The organism is Flavobacterium hydatis (assembly GCF_000737695.1).
Lineage (GTDB): Bacteria > Bacteroidota > Bacteroidia > Flavobacteriales > Flavobacteriaceae > Flavobacterium > Flavobacterium hydatis.
Genome location: NZ_JPRM01000046.1, coordinates 15751 through 35670 on the forward strand (window position 1 = coordinate 15751; position 19920 = coordinate 35670).

General features: G+C 29.9%; 21 protein-coding genes. All 21 read right to left on the minus strand.

Going from position 1 to position 19920, the window contains the following annotated elements:
- Positions 1 to 7 precede the first annotated feature (7 nt).
- Entirely contained in the window at positions 8 to 805 is a 798-nt protein-coding gene (locus IW20_RS21770) for a DUF7738 domain-containing protein (RefSeq protein ID WP_051886104.1), read from the minus strand.
- Positions 806 to 829: 24 nt separating this feature from the next.
- On the minus strand, positions 830 to 1645 hold the full coding sequence (locus tag IW20_RS21775; protein ID WP_035627538.1) for a DUF7738 domain-containing protein: 816 nt from the start codon (positions 1643 to 1645) through the stop codon (positions 830 to 832).
- On the minus strand, positions 1645 to 4044 hold the full coding sequence (locus tag IW20_RS21780; protein WP_035627541.1) for an HET-C-related protein: 2400 nt from the start codon (positions 4042 to 4044) through the stop codon (positions 1645 to 1647). Before IW20_RS21780 ends, IW20_RS21775 begins: the two co-directional genes overlap by 1 nt.
- An 86-nt stretch (positions 4045 to 4130) precedes the next feature.
- Positions 4131 to 4418: a hypothetical protein gene (locus IW20_RS21785; RefSeq protein WP_035627542.1), complete on the minus strand. Its 288-nt coding sequence runs from the start codon at positions 4416 to 4418 to the stop codon at positions 4131 to 4133.
- A 157-nt stretch (positions 4419 to 4575) separates the two neighbouring features.
- The gene (locus IW20_RS21790) at positions 4576 to 5370 is read right to left on the minus strand and encodes a hypothetical protein (RefSeq protein ID WP_123869454.1); all 795 of its coding nucleotides are present in this window, start codon (positions 5368 to 5370) and stop codon (positions 4576 to 4578) included.
- On the minus strand, positions 5367 to 6629 hold the full coding sequence (locus tag IW20_RS21795) for a zinc metalloprotease (RefSeq protein ID WP_035627544.1): 1263 nt from the start codon (positions 6627 to 6629) through the stop codon (positions 5367 to 5369). The genes IW20_RS21790 and IW20_RS21795 overlap by 4 nt, the downstream gene beginning before the upstream one ends.
- Positions 6630 to 6632: 3 nt before the next feature.
- Entirely contained in the window at positions 6633 to 8441 is a 1809-nt protein-coding gene (locus tag IW20_RS21800; protein WP_035627546.1) for a type VI secretion system Vgr family protein, read from the minus strand.
- Positions 8442 to 8476: 35 nt separating this feature from the next.
- Positions 8477 to 8872, minus strand: coding sequence for a type VI secretion system tube protein TssD (gene tssD, locus IW20_RS21805; RefSeq protein ID WP_035627549.1), 396 nt, complete (start codon positions 8870 to 8872; stop codon positions 8477 to 8479).
- A 156-nt stretch (positions 8873 to 9028) separates the two neighbouring features.
- Positions 9029 to 9415: a type VI secretion system tube protein TssD gene (gene tssD, locus IW20_RS21810; protein ID WP_035627552.1), complete on the minus strand. Its 387-nt coding sequence runs from the start codon at positions 9413 to 9415 to the stop codon at positions 9029 to 9031.
- Between the two features lie 168 nt (positions 9416 to 9583).
- Positions 9584 to 10015, minus strand: coding sequence for a GPW/gp25 family protein (locus IW20_RS21815; RefSeq protein WP_035627557.1), 432 nt, complete (start codon positions 10013 to 10015; stop codon positions 9584 to 9586).
- A gap of 12 nt (positions 10016 to 10027) precedes the next feature.
- A complete protein-coding gene (locus tag IW20_RS21820) occupies positions 10028 to 10741 on the minus strand; it encodes a hypothetical protein (protein WP_035627560.1) in 714 nt (237 codons plus the stop codon).
- A gap of 78 nt (positions 10742 to 10819) precedes the next feature.
- On the minus strand, positions 10820 to 11344 hold the full coding sequence (locus tag IW20_RS21825) for a hypothetical protein (protein ID WP_035627563.1): 525 nt from the start codon (positions 11342 to 11344) through the stop codon (positions 10820 to 10822).
- A gap of 103 nt (positions 11345 to 11447) precedes the next feature.
- Positions 11448 to 12824 (minus strand): DUF5458 family protein, encoded by a 1377-nt coding sequence (locus tag IW20_RS21830; protein ID WP_035627567.1) that lies wholly within the window; start codon positions 12822 to 12824, stop codon positions 11448 to 11450.
- Between the two features lie 24 nt (positions 12825 to 12848).
- On the minus strand, positions 12849 to 13298 hold the full coding sequence (locus tag IW20_RS21835) for a hypothetical protein (protein ID WP_081912543.1): 450 nt from the start codon (positions 13296 to 13298) through the stop codon (positions 12849 to 12851).
- A 53-nt stretch (positions 13299 to 13351) separates the two neighbouring features.
- Positions 13352 to 13864 (minus strand): type VI secretion system TssO, encoded by a 513-nt coding sequence (gene tssO, locus IW20_RS21840; protein ID WP_035627571.1) that lies wholly within the window; start codon positions 13862 to 13864, stop codon positions 13352 to 13354.
- 23 nt (positions 13865 to 13887) lie between these two features.
- A complete protein-coding gene (locus IW20_RS21845) occupies positions 13888 to 15057 on the minus strand; it encodes a hypothetical protein (RefSeq protein ID WP_035627573.1) in 1170 nt (389 codons plus the stop codon).
- A 44-nt stretch (positions 15058 to 15101) separates the two neighbouring features.
- On the minus strand, positions 15102 to 16268 hold the full coding sequence (locus IW20_RS21850) for a tetratricopeptide repeat protein (RefSeq protein WP_035627576.1): 1167 nt from the start codon (positions 16266 to 16268) through the stop codon (positions 15102 to 15104).
- A gap of 202 nt (positions 16269 to 16470) precedes the next feature.
- Entirely contained in the window at positions 16471 to 16908 is a 438-nt protein-coding gene (locus tag IW20_RS21855; protein ID WP_035627578.1) for a hypothetical protein, read from the minus strand.
- A 95-nt stretch (positions 16909 to 17003) separates the two neighbouring features.
- Positions 17004 to 17960, minus strand: a complete 957-nt coding sequence (locus IW20_RS21860; RefSeq protein ID WP_035627580.1) for a hypothetical protein — start codon at positions 17958 to 17960, stop codon at positions 17004 to 17006.
- Between the two features lie 134 nt (positions 17961 to 18094).
- Positions 18095 to 18985: a hypothetical protein gene (locus tag IW20_RS21865; RefSeq protein ID WP_123869458.1), complete on the minus strand. Its 891-nt coding sequence runs from the start codon at positions 18983 to 18985 to the stop codon at positions 18095 to 18097.
- Positions 18986 to 19176: 191 nt separating this feature from the next.
- On the minus strand, positions 19177 to 19920 hold a 744-nt coding region (locus tag IW20_RS26455; protein ID WP_035627588.1), incomplete at its 5' end, for a hypothetical protein.

Consider the following 19920-nt stretch of genomic DNA (forward strand, 5'->3'; position numbering starts at 1 on the left):
ACAAAAATTAATATTTATAATATTCCTGTCCTTTATCATGTACAATTCGTATGTATTCTATTTCACCTTCGGTCTGACGATACATAATATTATAAAAATCAGCTTTTTCTTGTTCTTCAGGAGTTAAAAAACCACTAAAAGTAGTAAAATAACCATTAGTCAAAGTAGTAGTAGAACCATCCTCTAGTTTTGCATTCAAGTCTGCATCATAAAATTTGATGACTGGTAAATCTGCTTCTATTCTTTTTTTATTAATATCTGACACTTTCATACCTGCTTTTACTTCTGCTCCCTCTATATTTAGCGGTTTTGCATAAATTTTAAAAGGATATATAAAATTCTCAGGAGCTCCAGATCCGTTTTTCTCATTCTTTAACATGTCTGTATAAAAATCTGGATCCGTTTTTTCTGGAAACCAACCATCCTTATGATTACGTTCTTTCACAAATTCTACAGACATTCTCCCTTTGGCTTCTTCAAGTTTCCCCATTTGTCCCAAAGGACTATCAAGATTCATAAAGAAGATATGAAGCTCATCAATGTTTTTATTTTTATCTGATTCAGAAACATAAATCCCTAAATCATCCCAGATATATACACTTGTATGATAAACTCTACTATATTTTCCGAAAATCTTTATCCATTCGGCCACGGGTTTACCAAAAGGCAATTCTTGTTTTTTATAAGTAATAGTATGTTCGCTAATATAAAAATCAGTTTCTAACTTGAGTTCTTTTTTTGAGGTTTTACATTGTAAAGCTATACTTATATAAAGTAAAAGAATAATCTTTTTCACAATTTTCATTTGTTAAAAATATATTTTTTCAACTTAATATTCTTGTCCTGTATCATATACAATTCTTATATATTCAAGTTCTTGCTCAGTATAACGATACAAAATATTGTATTTGTTCGCTTTCTTATCTTCTTCAAATGTAAATTTATGTGGATACAAATAGGTAAAATAACCGTTAGATTTAGTAGTCGTAGAACCATCTTCCTCTTTCCAATTCATATCAGTATCCCAATATTTTATTAATGGTAAATCTGCCTCTTTCCTCAATTTATTAATTTGCGAAATAGTCATCCCTTCTTTTATCTCAATCCCCTCTATATTCAGAGATTTTTTATATGTAGTAAAAGGATATGGATAATTCTTAGGAGCTTTGGAACCTGTAGACTGTTCTTCTTTTATTTCTTTAATAGTACCTGTACTTAAAGGATAACCTTCTTCTGTATTTCTCTTTATAAGGACTTGCAAAGATTCTCTCCCTCTAGCAAATTCTAATTTGCCAGCTTGTCCTACTGGACTATCTAAATTATTAAAAAAAACATAAAGCTCAGGGATTGTTTTTACTTCATTATCTTCTCCAAATTCGACAACCATAATCCCTAATTTATCCCAAGTATAGGTTCTCTCTACAATATATTTCTTTTCTAATGGAGGTAATACTCTGTCATACTTTCCTAGTATTTTTACCCATTCATTTAGTGACTTTCCTAATGGAAGTTCTATGCCTTTGTAACTTACTTTTTGAGTATTAATCGTAAATTCTGTTTCCATTTTTCTTGATTCTTTTTTTGTCTGACATTGTAAAGCCAAACTTACGTAAAATAGTAAGGCAATTATTTTTAAGGTTTTCATCAATTGAAATATTTTAAAATTTCTTGTATTTTATCATTGCTTATAGCACGTTCTGTAACTTTTTCGGCATGCTCATATACAGTATCACTTTGAAGACGAAATATGGCCTTTTCATTGACTTTTGCCCAATCATAAACAATACTGTTTGCCCATTCCGTTCTTGAGTCTTTGGGATGTAATGTATATTTATTAGCTACATATTTTGCAAGCTCTTTTCCTGAAGGGTCTTTTCTTGTTTTCCATTCTTCCATTATAAGTGTAGCTACATCCATAACGGCTACTTTTGCTAATTCAGAGGCAAGAGGATTTAAAGGATGATTAAGTGCATCTTTGGCTATTTGAGTATGTGTTGGGTTCGTTCCATAATTTTTGTTACTATTCAGCGTTTGTTCTTCTTTTATATCTTCATCTACCGAAGATAGGAATAAATTAAAACCAATATTAGAAAAAGTGGCTAAACTGTCTCCCAAGTAACTCATGCTTCTATCAATAAATCTTCCTATTGGTCCTAAAAATTGCATTCCTGCCGATTTAATATCAAGTAATTTTAAATAATTATTGTATGTTACTAACCATTCAGATGTTGTCATCCCCATATAAACTGGGTCGTTTTCTACACCATCTGTTTTTTGTCCTTTGGACAAATCTTCTAGAGTAGTCACTATAAAAGCATCAGTAAAGGTTCTATCTCCCGGTTTTCTTTGTACGTAATCTTGTATACCTATAGGAAACATTTTGTCACCAACTTTTGGCAATACACTGGCTAGAGTATCGTCCATCAAAAATTTACCAGTGACAATAGGAATAGTCGAGTAATCTTGTCCTTGCATCCCTTCTACCCATGGGTAAACCAATTTCAGGTTTTTAGACAACTCTTTATTGATTTGGTATTGTGGTAAACTCCCAACCTTTATTAACATTAATTCACAAAAATTAGAATGTGAGAAATAATCTTCTAATACATGAAAAGCTGCTCCCAAGTGTCTAAATCCATCTTTATTTTTACCATACTCTACAGCAAGTTTTATTTGATCCCACATATACCCATCAGACGAAGGTCTCTCTGGAATACCGTGTTTATGGATATAATTTTTGATATTAAACTCTGGGTCTACATCGATAGATTGGGCTGTTTCGCCTGCATAGAGTTTTACGGGTTTAGTTAATCCCTTGGAATACTCATAATTAAATGATATACTTAAACTGCTAAAATCGTTTAACCCTTTTGGATTATCAATATGTTCTTCAGGTCTATAAAGTCCCAATATATCCTTAGTTAATGGACCATATTGTTTTCTGAACAAATCGAGATACCTTTTATGATCTGCGAATTTATTCTCACCAAATACAAATTCTTTGGCAGCTAATAATTCTAATAGTTTAACCCAAGTATCATGCGAAAACTTATTGGGATTACTTTTTAATAAATCAGTAAGATGTTTTGATTTAGACTGTTTTATTTTGTCGATATCAGGTTTCTCTAATCTTATGGTGGTTTCTAAAATAACCTGAGAATAATCTCGTAACCAATTGCCATAATAAATTTGGTTCATTTCTTCTTTTGAAAAAAGACCTTTCAATGCTTCTCTTTCAATGCCACCATGCATACCAGCCTCAAATCCTGCCCCAAAACCATCTTCATCTTCTTTAGGGTTAGCATCATACTGCTGGTCTTCTGCAACATATTCTTTAATCTGTTTATGGATGGCTGAAAAATCTATAACTAAATCCCCCGTATAATTGGGTGTCTCTGTTTTAGCATAATTTAGAATTGTTTCATTAAAAATATCAAAATTAAATAAAGCATAAGCAAACTTTGCTCCTTCATCAATATTATCAGTATCTTCTTTTCCATTAGTTGCCAACTCAGTACGAAGAATATTGTCTATATGATGCCCATATTCTTCAACCAATGCAGCCAAAAGTTCTGTTCTCTTATCATTGTCTTTTATTGCCAGTTCCAAAGTATATTCCCAAATCAATATTTTTTTTTTGCTATTACTATAATTAGCAATTCTTCCTCTTACAGGAAACTTAGTAACCATAATCTCTGGCGAAACTATCGACTTATCACTAAGTCCTCTGTATAATTTACTTAATGCACTGGCTTCAATTTCTTCACCAAAAACTCCAACCATAAAAAACATAAAAGGCAATTCGTCTAATTGTCTTGCCAAAGCTGAAAGTTGCTCATGTGCGTAAGTACTTTCAAGTTTATATTTACTTTCGACGATTTCTTGTTTAGGAGGATTTTTCGGCTCTCCATAACTAATTCCTACATCGCTTGTTTCTGTAATTGCTTTACCTGAATTATATACAATATTACCATCAGAGTAGATATTATGGTCTCCAACAGTAGTTTTTGTTATTGTACCTCCAACAATTCTTATTCTGCTCATAGCTTAATGAATTTTAGGTTTTAAACTAATTGTAATTCCTCTTCTTTTTTATTCGCTTCTCAACTATATTTATTATGAAATAAACTTTATTCATATTTAGAAAAGAACATTATTGAATACGTAATAATTAAAAATAATATCGTCAGTACAGATAATCCAATTGAAACAACCCACCAATTTATTTTACTTGCGGGTTTAAAAAAGAAAAAATAGGCTATAAATAAAACTACTGTATTAAAAGCTGCTAAAAAATTCAATTCGATAAAAGCAGCAGGTATATGGCTATTATCATTTTTGTAAGTTAAATACAAGTGTATAAAGCCTAACAATTGTATGAAAATAACAACAGCCGGAATAATTTTAGTTTTGTTCATATATTAAAAGTCTATTTAATATTTCATTAATTCAATCATTATGGACTCCTTTTCTTTCATAAATGGAACCAAATTTTTATCAGATAATTAAGTATTAAACTTACTTTTAATCCGATAATGAAAATTAGACTTTCAAGAATAAAAACTTAATTATAATTTATGGTCTTGTCTCTTTTATATAGTCTCTTTTGATTATTTTACCAGAGTTTGAATCTACACTATACTCAATTCTACCAAAGGGATAAATATCTTTAACCACCTCCCATATCTTTTCATCATCACTTAATGTTAAAAACGTATTTTTAATATCTTCTCTATCTTCAGGATTGAGTATCCTTTGCTTTTTTAGAGCTTTAGAAATGATATCTGGTGAAATTTCATCTTCTCCTTGTGGTAAATCAAAAATAGCTTTAAAAAGATTTTTATCCTCTTTGCTAAGCTTTATAAATAAAGGCTCTTTCTTTAAAATTTCAAATAAATCAAGTGGTTTTACCTTTATATTTTCATATTTAACGGCCTCATCTACTTCTTTAATTAATAAACCTGTGTTATCATAATACTTAGAGGTTCCAAATTTAACGATATCAGATCCTAACTGTAATCCAATATATCTTTGGGTTTCAGATTCCAAGAATCCATTTTTATGATAACTTTTATATGTTTCTATTAATTCTGGAACAGGTGGTAGAATTATTACTGTTGCAGATTTATCTTGTGCTTGCGAACTTTCAACCACATTTCCATTTGTTAAAACCTCAACATGATTATAAAGATCAAACTCACCTAATTTTCTTTTCTCTTCAACAATTCGGTTATATTTAACAATATCAAACTTATCAGTTGTCATAATTTTCTCTTTAGGATAATAAACTCCTTTTTCTGTTTGTCCACCACAAGACATTAAATTAAATGCAATAATGCATAGGTATATTATACTTTTTACTTTTTTCATCTTATGCCGGAATTAAGAATTTTCCATTGCCATCTATTTGTTGAAAAACGTGCTTTACCAATTTGATGGGTATAATCCATAATATTATCTGTATTACAGAACTTATAAGTAAACAAACCATCATTATCAAAAGTATGATATAATCCCATTGCATGCATTAACTCATGAGGAGCCGTAGAATCATTTCTGTTTTGATATACAACTGCTACTCTGGAGTTACCTCCTACATTTTCGGCTATACCATTTAGTTTACCATTAGGAAGCATATACAGCCTATAACAATCTTTATAAATTTCATTTTCCTTCTTTTCAAAAAACACATCATCAAGTGTTTTATGAATCGATTTCATATTAGAAGTGTCCATTAATTTGTTTCCTTTTTTATCTTTTGCTGTAAAAAACAAATCATACCACCAACCTCCTACTTTTATTTCGCTCATGCTCTTTATATCACCTTTGATATAAGATTGATTTAAAGCATTACTAAGGATTTGAACTTCATTTCCTTTAACACTTCCTTTTATACCATTATAATTAACAGGGATAAAAAGAATTTTAATTTCTTTTATATTATTGTTAGGCAAAATAAATATTTCGCCCACTTTTTCTAAATATTTTTTCTTTGTAGCTATTATTCGAATACTTTGTTTTTTATCAAATTGTTTTAAACATTTAATTTTCAAAGCTTTTTCATCATAATGCTTCCCTTTTGTCGAAGTTAATTTTTTTAATATGGTGAGCTCAAAAACAGCTGTATCATATACATAATGTAATTTTTCAGGTTCTTCTTCAACTTCTGTTATTACATCAAAAAATGCTGTTTGCCCAGCCATAAGAGTAACATTGGGAATATAATATTTTCCTCTATAACAATTAAAAAAACTATATTGATTTAAGTGATTTAGATAAGCTTTATTGTCAGGAGTAAAAACAGCTTTAGGTTCTGATCCATAAATTGCACCATACTTACCTATAATCCCATTGTAAGGGACATCAACAGCCATTTTACTGTCTCTTTTTCTTGGCCAATCTATACCAAACTCACCTTTCCAATCCTTGCAAGGTCTATATTCAACTAAACATTTTGCAATTCTTTCAGGAGGCGGAGCGTCTTTGGGTTCTCCATAACTTATACCTACATCGCTTGTTTCTGTAATTGCCTTACCTGAATTATAAACAATATTCCCTTCGGAATATATATTATGATCTCCTACAGTAGTTTTTGTTATTGTACCTCCTACAATTCTTATTCTGCTCATCTATTAATGAGATTTAGATTTTTCGGCGCTATTATTCTGCATTTCTTTTTTAGAATGCTTGTTTATACCACCTTCACTACTTGTATCAATTCCTTTTACAGCTATTTCTTGTCTTTCTTTCTCGGTATGAGACTCTAAATTACCTTGAATATTTTCCATAAAGTTCCCCGTTACATTTAGCATATTATCTCCACCTACGCTAGTATTTAGCATCATTGCTACCATTGTAGTTTTATCTGCTCCTGCGCTTTCCATAATACTCATTCCTGCTGTACTGGTAATATTTTCAGAAGCATTCATAATAATATTAGTAGCATTCATAGTTATTGTACTTGGTGCATTAATATTTATATTGCCTCCTACAGTATCAAGCTCTATTTCGTTGCCAATTTTATCTGTAATAATAATACTCTCGTCTTCTGTAAATTTTATGATATGTCCGCTACGGGTATGAATGGCTTTTATATTATTCTGACCATCTGCATAGCCGCTTTTATCTTGTCCGTTGTATTGTGCTCCTATAACGTAAGGATTCTGAGCATTGTTTCCCTCAAAACCTATCATTACTTCTTCACCTATTTCGGGAATAAAATAAAATCCTTTTCCTGCTCCCGAATGAGGTTGCACCATACGTATCCATTGGCTCACAACATTACCGCTTACTCCATAAAACTGAACTTTTACTCGTCCTAATCCTTCTGGATCACTATTATCTTTTACCTGTGCTGGCTGAGTCTCTGCTTTAGCAAAAATATGTACGTTAGTATAATGTGGTGCAGCAACATCAGCTGGGATAGCCTTAAACTCACAAGAATAGTTTCCGTGTACTTGAGAATGATGTATTGCTTCAATAACAATTAGTTCATGCTCTACAGTTTGATTTACTATTGTAAATACTTGCCCTAGTCCTAAAGGAAAATAAGAAATTCCGCTATAATACACACTATTGGCATCACTACCTCCTGTTTGCAATGTAACCATTTCATCTATTTCTTCTTTATTCTGAGCATTCGTTGTATAGGCGCTAATACTTAGGTCAGATTGTGTAACAGTTCCCTGATTATACCCTACAATAGAAGAAAAGCTATCTTTACTACCCGCAGAAGTTCTTGCAGCTGCATTACGTATTGTAGCCGCACCCTCATAATCATAACCAGTTAAGGAAATTTTGTGCGACACCATATTGGTTTGTATCTTAAAACTATGTAACGAAGCTCCGTTAATGAGTTTTATTTTACTTGTTTTTGTTTGTCCGAATTGCATACGCATTCCATCAAAATAAAACCATTGCCCATAACGTGTTGCCAATCTTTTAAGAAATTCAAAACTGGTTTCGTTATACTGTGCCATGTATTTTAATTCCTTAAGATAAGTTGATCTTATAGAATCTCTTTGATAAAACTCACCTGGCCCTTCGGCTAAAATACTAAGTACGATATCATCCATTCCGCGTTCCAGATATGTTCGTGATTTTTTCATATCATCAAGAACAATACTATGACTCACACCTGTTACGTGTAAACCTACTGGACTCCCATGAAGATCTACAGAAGAAAGCTCGGTAATAATACCTTTACTCATCAATCTTATTCCCGTGAGACTTTTAAAAGTAAAAATAACTTCGTCACCTAAGTAACTTCTTAAAGCTTTAGCTTGGTCTGCTGGTTTTATTATTGCTTTACCTGTATATTGCCAAATAAACGAAAAATGATGATGATCGGCCATATTTTGCGATAGCTTTAAATCATAATAAACAACATTTTGGGTAAAACTTCCTATAGATATATGAACTTGTTCTGAAAAGTGTGCCATAATAATACGTCCTTGTTTTTAATTAGCCTTTACAATTAATCTAAAGCAATCCAGTTATTTGAAAATTTAGCATCTCCAAATGTCAATTCCTTAGCTACTAACTCCATCGTTATTTTCATTGGCACTTCAGTAGTACTTGTAAATTGCTCATCATAACCAATACAAAATGCTTTTACAAACGTAAGTTCTTTCATTTTGCTCAAAGCATCTCTTCTATAAAAAACAATTTTTCCATCTTTAGTTAAATCACTATTTAACATCCATGCTAAAAAATGACTATTCTGACTTGCCTCGATAATCATTCTTATAATTCCACCTTTGGCTTCGCCGGTAGGTTTACTCGTAGTATCGATTTTTTGTTTAAAACTAATATTAAATTCCAGGACATTATATTCTTCCCCGTCTATATGTAATTTGGATAAAAAACTCATTTGTAGATTTTTAGATTGTTAAAAAGTAGCGTTATAAAGTTTAAACATCTACTTAAAAAAGATTTAGATGATTACAATAAAACAAAAAAGGAAGTCCAATAAATGGACTTCCTTTAATAGTTTCAAGCTTGATAAAGTTTGATAAAGTCCAAAGGATTATACCCAAGCATTATCAAATTCTCCTCCGCCCATCGAAATTCTACGAGCTGAAATCATAAAAGTTTCCGTTAACGGAGTAGCACTGTTATGATCAAAATTCTCTTTGTACTTAACCATGTAAGCTTCTGTGAACTTCAACTCTTTTAAAGTAGCATTCGAATCACGTTTGATGAATTTTACTGACCCATCTTTTCTTTCGAAATTGTTAGTCATCCATTCGAACAATTCTGTGCTACCAGTTGATTCTACTTCGATCATGATTCTACCACCACGTGTTACTGTAGATGGACGCCCAGAAGCATCAGTTTCTTGAGCTAAATCATAACTTACATTTAATACTTTGTAGTCCTTTCCGGCTACTGACAACGATGTTAAAAACGACATAATAAAAATTTTTAATTATTAATTTATTTATTTATCCTGTAAATATATAAAAAAAATCTTATTATAATATATTTTTTAATAAAATTTTATTTACATTGCTAATATTTTAAGATTTAAACAATCAAAACATCGCTAAACCCTTGTATTTAGTACTCAGACGAGTAACTTTTATTTATAAGATAATGGTCCTACAAAAAAGTATCCTCTAAAATCAAAATCTCTATTGGTACTTTTTATTGTTGCTTCAATAATAATATCAACTCTTTTTTTGGCTCTGCTCACATCATCGACTACATATTTTGCCTCAGATAACTCTACTTTTAGCTCATTAACTTTAATCCTTCCTTCATGAAGAAGTAATGATTGTTTCATCGTTTTAGAAATTATTTCTTTTAATGTATTTTCATTCATTAATAAATCAAAATCAATTTCCCAGATTTTAGAACCAAACGTTTCATCAAATTTGCATTCGCCAAAAGTGGTTGTTGCTAACAATATTACTTGTTGAGCAATCGAATGTTCGATAGAAGTTTTTTCTAACTCTTTTTTCTGAATTATTGCATTAAAGTCTATAGGCAGTTTATAAAAAGCTCCTTTCATATTTTATACTTTTTAAATGTAAATTAGCTTATCTGCTTGTCCTTGCTTGTTTGTTTCCATAGCTTTCGAAACTTGCTTTCTCTTAATTACATGAAGCTTTACTTTTGGCGTAAGCTTTAAAAACTTCTCTCGGTATAGAATATCTCCTATAAATCGTTGTCCATTTTTTTCATCGACTATAACAAAATAACTTGTTCCTTTTTCGACTTTAAGTGTATTTATGTCTCCAGCAAATATTTGTATGTTTTGTGCTGAGTTTTGAAAGGTATAAGTAAGCACATCATGATTTAATTTTCTATATCTAGAAATATCAAATGTCTCTATCTCCTCTTTTAAAGGTTCAAAAGGAATATTTTCGAATAGGAAATTTTTAGTAGCTAAAAATTTTAATCCCAAGAAACTCCATAATCCTTTTTTGGTTGTTTGTTCTTTAAAGAAATAAGTATCTCGAGTAACTTTATATATTTCTCTTTCGTTTGTTTTATCATCTGTAACAATCATCTGATAAGTTGGTATCTCAATTTCAGCAGGAATTTCGGCACCTTTAAAATGTGTTTTTAAATTTACTGATCCTACTTGTTGCTCAGAGATTGTTATACTAATAGTATGTTGTTTCAAGGCAGAATCTGTGCGAACAATAACTTTACCCTCGCCACTCCCGGCATAAAAAACAGAACCATCGTTATCCGTTAGTCCTAATGAAAGATTTAATTCTGGAATTGGCATATTTAGATTTTTAAATAAATTAAACTTTAATTTTAAGAATACTTTTTACAAGTACTATTATGAAATTATAAACTCATTCTATCTTTTCCTGATTCTATACAATTTCAAACATTTTAAATATTCTTTTATGTTTTTATTATCGATAGCACTTGGGCTAAACTCATAATCTCTTTTGAGTGTGTAAAATTTGATGGTATTAATATCATTAGCCATTAATTTCTTTATATCTCTCCTTGAGAGTTCCAAAGCTGCTGTCCCATCACAGTTTACTGCAAATGAATTTTTTAAGATATACATTTCGCCATTTTTAAAATAAATCTCCAATGGCTGTTGTTGTTTTACGCACACATTATCTGTGAAGATTTTAAAATATAAGTATATGCTACTTCTTCTTTTCCCGAGTTGAAATACTGCATATTCATAATCTTCATTAAAAACACGTAGCAAAATTGGTGTCGCACTTGCAAAAAGTTTACCCGAAAGCAATAATTCATTTTGCGAAATAGGGCAATCTAAAGTATCAATTGCTCTTATTTTTTGAGCCTCGGCCGAACTTGAAATTGAAAATAATGCGATTAAAAGTAAAATTTTAAGTACGTTCATGAATTTGAATTATTTGGTTTGACCATTCAAAAGATCAATGTTTTGTTTAAAAAAGGAAACACAAAACTTATGTGTTTCCTTTTTAGAATTTACTATAGAACAATTATTTTTGCTCGTAATCTGTATCCCATTCTGTTCCATCATCTCCTTTATGACCATCCATTTTTATAAGGAAATTTTTAGCCGGGAAATATGGTTTCATATGGATATCCATATATATTCTATCCTTTTGGATTGGGTCTTGCTCAAATCTTCTGATTTCGAAGTTCTCAATCAATTTGTCTGGACCTGTAATACCATCAAGGAAAGCAACGATTTGATTCATGATTTCTTTACGAGTCTTAGCTGTAAAGTTTTCGAAAGCACGACGGTTAAGGAAATCCATTAATACTTTAGTCACGTAATCAAAAACACGAACTACTGAATAGGTTTGTAATCCTAAATTGTCTCCGCTAAATAAAGTTTTTGCAGAGAATGCCATTACTTTACCATACTCATTTACCATAGGAACTAATCCTAAGTTCTCAAGATTTGCAATTTCACTTTTCTTAAGGTCAAATTTAACTCCATCAACTTCATTGATTCCACCGAATTTTTTACCAGCAGTAACCTGAGACATTAATGTTTTGTATATTTTTCCTGCAAGTGCTGCAGATGGTGCGATGTGTAAATCTTCGTTTTCACCAATTTGGTCAAATCTTCCACGTCCTACTAACCAGTTACAAGTCATGATTACATTTGAGCGATATACATCTCCACCTGTTAAAGCAGCTGCATCAAACATTTCCATTACATCATCCGGTTCATCTAAATGTTCGAAATCTGTAACTAACATTACTTTATTTTCATGTGCAATTTTTGCCCATTTTTCGATTACTTTGTTTGAACCTAAATAACCAGGAATAACAAGAATACCGTAGTTATTTTTAAGATCTAAACGATCGTAATTATCTACTAATTCTGCGTGAATTGAATCAATAAAACGAGTATTATCAAGATCTTTTAATTGCTCTAAATCAGCATTTACGATAGTTACATTTTTAACTTTATCAGTTTCAGTATTTTTGAAAAACAAAGCAACAGTTCTATATGCAGCTTCGATTTCTCTTGTATCTTCAACAGCTTTTACTAAGTTCTTTTTTAATAATACTTCAGACTCTTTGCATTTGTCTTCACTCTGAGCCACCATATCAGTCAAAGCCTCATTGTTACTTAAAACCGAAGCCCAAAGTTCTAATGTTTTTAAAAGTGTTTCTCTTTCTTTGGCTTTGTTTACTTCTCCAAGGAAAATTTTTCTTCTTGCTTTTCTATCTGGATTTAGGTTTTGAATTCCTTCAATAGACATTTCTAACAAATCAAACCCACCATATTTAGCTAGTTTTTCAACGTTTTTCTCGATAGAAGAACCTCCTGTTACTACTTTGCGTTCTAATACTGCAGTATCAACGTCATTACTTTTATATGCTTCTTTATTTGACATACTTTCTATATTTTTTTAAATTTCTTATTTATTCTCTTTCAATTCAGTAATTAGAGTTCCAAGGCTTTCTAATAATGCTTTCTTAGCATCTGCATCTTCTAATGCTGCTTTCAAGATTTTATTAGATTTTAATTGGCGAATAATTTTTTGATATTGGTCTTTTTCAGTTTCCAAATCAGATAAAAATTTACTCTGTCCTGTGATTCCGTTTACACCAAAATCTCCTAAATTTTTAAACTTTAATGCTTCAACTTTCGTTGCTCCATCTGCTGTTTCAAAATTTACTTTTACTTCTGGCTTAAAATGTTCGAATGCTTTCTCTACACTTGTAATTCCTTCTACCAATTCTGGTTTAACAGGTGCATCTACAGTTAGTTTTTGAGCAATAAGGGTTCTGTTTTGAGGGATTGCAATGATTGCTTCATCTGCATCTAATTTTACTTCATTACCTCCAATTCCATAATTTGACAACATAATTTTAAATTTTAAATGATTAGTTTATTAATTCGTTTTATTCTAATTTCTTATTATTGATTTTGATATATCTGACGACAAACATCTAAATCTCTACTTACTTTTTCTAACTCTTCTTTATACGTTTTAGCCGATTGATTCAAACTATCTATTAAATGAGAGTTATGTGTAAGGCTTCTAATTTGTTTTTTATAATCAATAATGTTCTTGTATGCCAAAATCACATTGTTATATAGCTTTTTATTCTCAGTAGTATCTTTTGGAATTTTCTGATAGATATTGGCAATCATAACATTTGCCAAACGTTGCTGAAAATCGTTATCTACTTTTGGCGAATTAATAGAGTCAATTGTCATTCGTACACTATCAATTTTTACCGAAAAATTAGTTTGATAATCATATTCTCTTTTCATCATTTCATTCTCTGCTTTAAGCATTTTATTTTCGGCCATAGGCATATAAAAATTAAATGATACTGCAATTAACATTACTGTAAAAGTTAGAATAAAAGCTACTAGAAAAGCTATAAATGCTTTCTGGCGTTCTGATTTGTTTAATACTTCCATAATTTATATTACTGTTATTTTGTTTAGTCTTTTATAAAGAAACCATGTCGTTTTGGGTTATGAACAATATCTTTTTTGTCTGTTTCGGCAACAAATAATTCGATATTTTCTTTTTTCTTCCCTATATAATCCAGCTTACTCAAGGTCTCAAACAACTTCTCTATTCTTTGTAAAAAATTCATTGTTAAGCCAGCTGTTTTATCTATATGCACATGATCGTAACCTGTATTTATCAGTGATGTAAACAGTATTTCAAAATCTCCTTGCGAAATGTCACACCACTCTGCAAAATAATTTAGTAACTCTTCTTTTCCTGCTCCAGATTTCGAATCGATAAAGTTTTTCATCACTCTCGCAAAAGATACGACTGTACTTAACATCGCTGCTGGATGCTGGTGCAGAGAGAACCAACGAAATTGAGTTAAACAATTCCCTAAATAATATCCTGTATTATCTGCCAATTCCATCATTGTATGTGCCAAAACACCTGTTTGCTGAACTCTATTAATTTTTTGAGAAATTTGTACAGAGTAAATTTCTATCTGTCCAAACGAACGTGCAATTTGTGCTTGCATATCGACTAATTTTGGATGACAGGTTACTGTAACTGACGACGGGATATAAGCCTCATCCAGAACAGTTGTATCTCCTACCAAAACTTTACCAATGGCCAAATAAAATCCTCCATATCCAATTCCTGATCGAAACTCATCGGCCTTGATTAAGTGTAATTTATATTCTGGTTGTGTATACGGATATCTTGGCGGAACTTCGTCTGGATCTGGCTCTCCAAACGGAATTCTTTTTTTAGAATTAACCGATATACAGGCTAACAGTTCTAATTGTTCTCCTTCTTTTATTTGGTAAGTATCCTCTGGATAAGGAACCTGAAGATCTAATGTATCTGTATTAGTCTTACTAATCTCGATTCTAGATCCATTTGGAGTAACGGCATGACATTCTTCTACACGTACACGAAGTAGTTTATGATTATCAATTCCTAACGTAATTTTTGTCGATTCTCTGTTCTGATTTCCCAAATCCAGTAATCCATAACTCATAGGTGTTGTATGAATTCCGATTGCATCATTTACCAATTCAGAAACATTATCCTGCATCGATAAGAAATGACTTTTGTTTATCTTCATCCCATCAATCCAGTTAACGGGAAAATGATTCAATTTTTCTATCATAATTCTTTATTTATTTTTTATTGGAAATATAATTTTGTTATTTCTTATCCTCTTATTTTACTTTTTACTCTAGTTATTGCATTGTCATAAACAACATTCTCTTTTAGGTCTTTGGCAAGATTGTAATAGTTTAATGCCTCTTCAAAATCATTATCGTTTTCGAATATCTTGGCTATGTTATAATATGCACTCGCTTTGGTCGTGTTTATCGAATTACCAGCGGCATAGGTTATTGCTTTTCTGTTGGCATAAATAGCTTCTGCTTTATATCCTTTTTTAATGTACATAAGACCTAAATTCCCATAAGCTTGTCCGAATACTGGATTGTATTCTAAGGCTTGTTTATAAAAATTTAAAGCTCCATCTATATCTTTAGCCTGATAAGCTAAATCTCCTTTTGTGTTTAATTGAAGGGCTCTTTTTCTGTCTTCATTAGATACATATACTTCTTCTTCAGTATCTCCATTATATGAATCATCAATACCTACTTCTTGTTCTGTTTTTGAGATGATAGTATTGATATCGATGATTTCTCCGTTTTCATTTATTTTGAATAAATTCCACACATTGCCTTTTTTGTTTTTTGGTATGTAATATGTTTTAACCAATGATTGTCCTACATACACAAATACTTTTGCTCCACTTGCCGAAAGTTGATACGAATTCATATCTTCTTTATTAGAATAATCGTGAACAAAATAATGATAGCTTTCTCCGAATTTTTTATTCTCAATCGTTATCGTTTCTGGGCCATAACTATCCGTATCATCTACATCTAGGTTAGCCATATTTCCTTTTTTGTGTTGAAAGTATATATGATTACCCTTAAAACTTAAATGAGAATCTAAATCCTCGGGATATTTCCCCCAGTTTAAAACAATTCTCATTCCGTCTAGATTTTTCATTACTGGGCTCAATGCATACGTTAAATCATTACACGGGCATTTTACCACAAGGCTCGAATAATTTTCTTTTTTAATAATTAATAAGGTATTCGAGTCATCTTGAAAACCTCCATTAATTGTTGTTCTTCCCTGAGCATTAGTAAATCTTTTGGCAGATGATTCACCATTACGCTGAATCATTACTTCGGCATTGTCTAATACTTTATCTTTCTCTACAGCAGATAAAACTTGTATGGATATATCTTGTGCATTAACATTTACACAAAAAGCAAGTACTAAAAAGAGTACCGAAAAATTTATCTTCATTTTATATTATTTGTTTACTTTTTATTAATTCTAAAATGCATTAACCAGACTTATTAAATAAGTTTATTTGGGTTAAATACAAGCAATGGCGCGCAATGAGCCCATATTATCCAGAAAATATTTACCTTACAATTTATTTACTTTAAATATTTTTATGATTACTTAATTGTTCCTAATATCCGAAGAACCTTGATTTATGATATTACATAGAATCATTAACTGAATCTCCAACATCTTCACTTGTAATGCAATCCTCTTTTGTTCCTTTAATTGTTTTTATGCTTTTAAAATTCAATTTATTCACAAAATATTTAACAACTGTTGACGATCCATCATATGTAATTTCCCATTTAGATATGCCTTTATCTTTATCTATCCATTGAAATCTATAATATGATTTTTCTAATTTATCCGTAAATAAACTTATCCCATCATTGCTTTGTTTTATATGGTCGATTTTCATATTACTATCTTCCATTATTCCTTTTTCAAAAATTGAATCTCTAGAAGTTTCAATTCTTTCTCCGTCATAGCCACAATCTACAAGTACAAATTCATTTCCTTTTTGTTTAACCTCTAACCAAGTTCCTATATAACCTTCACTACTATCTTCTGATTTACAAGATATTATTATGCTCAACAGAAATAGAACAAATACTAATTTTCTCACTTTATAATTTTATCTTTTTACGTTTAATCATAAGAACTTATTATTTTAAAATTTGCCAAATCAGTTTAATAAGTCTGTATAGTTCCATCCGAATTGACTATATATTTTGCCGAAAGCTTATTCTTCTTTTTATAAATTTTATCAAAAACAGAAACTATTAACCCCTTATCAATAATAAATGTCTTGCTAACAATATCTACATCTTCTGGAGCTTCTCCGTCAGGATACTGCCCAATTAATTGATTAGCTATAATTTTATTATCTCTCACATTCATCAAATAAGTTGTTGAAAGATAATCCTGTACTTCATCTCTTATTATAAAAACATAAGTGCTAAAATCTAAACCTAAATTATCTATGCAATAAATTATATCTGGTGCATTTTTATTTATTTTACTGTTAATCAATAATACTATTGATGACAATTCATCACTTTTATAAGAAGGGAATTTTTCGTCGCATATTGTATTTTCTTTCAAGTAGCATAAATCCATATATTTCTCATAATCAAAAGGAAGTTCCACTTTCTTTTCAGATATAGCGGTTTCATTTTTATTACTTTTTCTATATAATGTTGCTAATTTAGGTGAGTAGTATTCTCCTTTAGGTGATTTAATAACTTTCCACTCAATATAATTTTTAAAAATTTTAATTTCTGCTTTTCCTTTTTTAGCTCCAAAAAAACTATCAAAACTTAGCTGAATTTTATCCTTTACAATTAAGCCTTTTATGTTATTTATATCATCAACATCACAATCAAGTTTGCTTCCATTATTATAAACCGCACAATATTGTCCAAATACCGAATCCTTCTCAATTTTCTTAATCTTTATTGTAAACTCTTGAGATTTATCATCTGATCTCCAATTCCAAACACCAATTATATTCTTTGAATCCGCTTGAATATTGTTATTGACAATTTCATTTTTGTTATCGTTGCCATAATCAATATCTTTTTTTATCTCTTTATTTCTACATGAAGTAAAAAAAATAATTACAATAGCAATCTTTAAATATTTCATAACATTTTTATTTATTCATAATTTCCCCAACTAGCAAAAAAAGCATTCTTGCTAGCTGAGGCTTTTCTTTTCAATACGTCAATGATCTTATTATTTTAACAAGTATTAATCTAATAAAATACTTTTCTAAACCATTATTTTTGTTCTTCTATAATACCATTAGCATTTATAACATAAGACTTATAAAGAACATTTTTTTGAGTAGCATTTTTCTTTTTATAAAGATTGATAACATAATCTTTTGAAATATTAAATTGCATAATAGATTCTCCATCCATTATTCCTATTTCTAAAGATGAAATTATTTTATTATTGTTAAGTATTACTAAATCATAAGACTCAACATCAGAGTCAGTATTACATAATACAATTGGCTGATAATCTTTAAACTTTGGAAGATACATATAGTCACTAGGATGAAATTTATTTTCAAAAACTTTAGCTATGGCATCGTCTTCACTATAAAAATATTTTGGATAGTTCTTATTACATTTTATACTATCATATGGATTTACACAAGTTCTATAATACTCGTCAAAATCAATAGGTAGAATTGAATATTTAATGTTTTGATTTGAGATAAAGCCCTTCTTTTCTTTTTTTACTATTTGACACAAACTAAAAACATCATTCTCCGATAATATTTTTTTATCAAAATTTAATTCAATTGGATTATCTGGGTCAGCAGTTGTATTAAACAATTTATTATCGTTAACATTTAATGTCAACCAAGCAATTGTACTTTCAACCATTTGCTTCTCTTTAGGATTATCCGATAAATTATTTTCAACATATACCTTGATATCTATTGAATCATTTTTAATATTTTCAATCCTTACAAAATAATCATCTTTATAATCTTTTAAATTTAAATCACTTGATTTTACAATTCTATATATTACATCTTCACAAGTTAATTTTGCATTCTCAGCTGCTACATTTTTTAAAGAATCATTTGTTTCTTGCGGTTTAGAATCTTTACAACTAATTAGAAGTAGTGAAAGAACAAGTACTAATTTTCTCATTTTATTTACATTTAGAATCATCTTCATTTTTTAAACACATTTTTCTTTTATCAATTTAGGAATACCTCCAACTAGCAAGAGAATTTTACTCTCACTAGCTGGGGCTTTTCTTTTCAGTACGTCAATGACCTTATTACTTTTATAGTCAAAATCTTGATTCTTTTATTTAACTATAGGCTATTAATTTTATACTACTTTATAGGTTCTTTATTTCTAAGATTCTCTAAAAAAGTTACAGTTAAATCTTCCAATTTAATAGCTCCAAAATCCTTTTTAGTCCAATTTTTACTAGGAATATTTTCGTTGGGGTCTATTTTACTTGTAAATTCAATACTATACTTATGAAGATAAAATAATTTATTTTCGTATTTAAAAGTTAAATATTCATAGATTGAATAATCACTAATATCCCCGTGTTGTTCAATTGTAAAAAAATTATTTTTAAAAACTATCTTTTCAAATGCAGAATATGGAGAATTTTCATTCGCTAGTCTTATGATGTTTTTTGATTCAAATGTTTTTTTCCCATTTTTAAGAGTCAAGAAACCATATGTAAAATACTCTTCTTTATTTTGAGAAGAAACTACTGGAGCGTATAAACTTATTTGAAATTTTTCTGTTTGAGATGGACTAAACTCCCAAGAGTTAATCTCTTTTATTCCATCGGTTGTAATGGTAGATTTTGAAGAAACTAAACTTGAATTATTTTTTTCTTCACTTTCGTCATTAAAAACGATTATTTTTCTTTTAGATGTTTTTTTAATATCATATTTAATTGTTATAATATTTTTATTTATAAATGGGGAAACATTTAAAGATTCAAAATTTGTAAACAACTCATCTTTCTTTTTAAGAAAATCTTTAGCTTGTCTAATATATTCTGGACAACAGTTCTCATATTTATTTTTATTAGCTAATAAACTATTATAGAATTG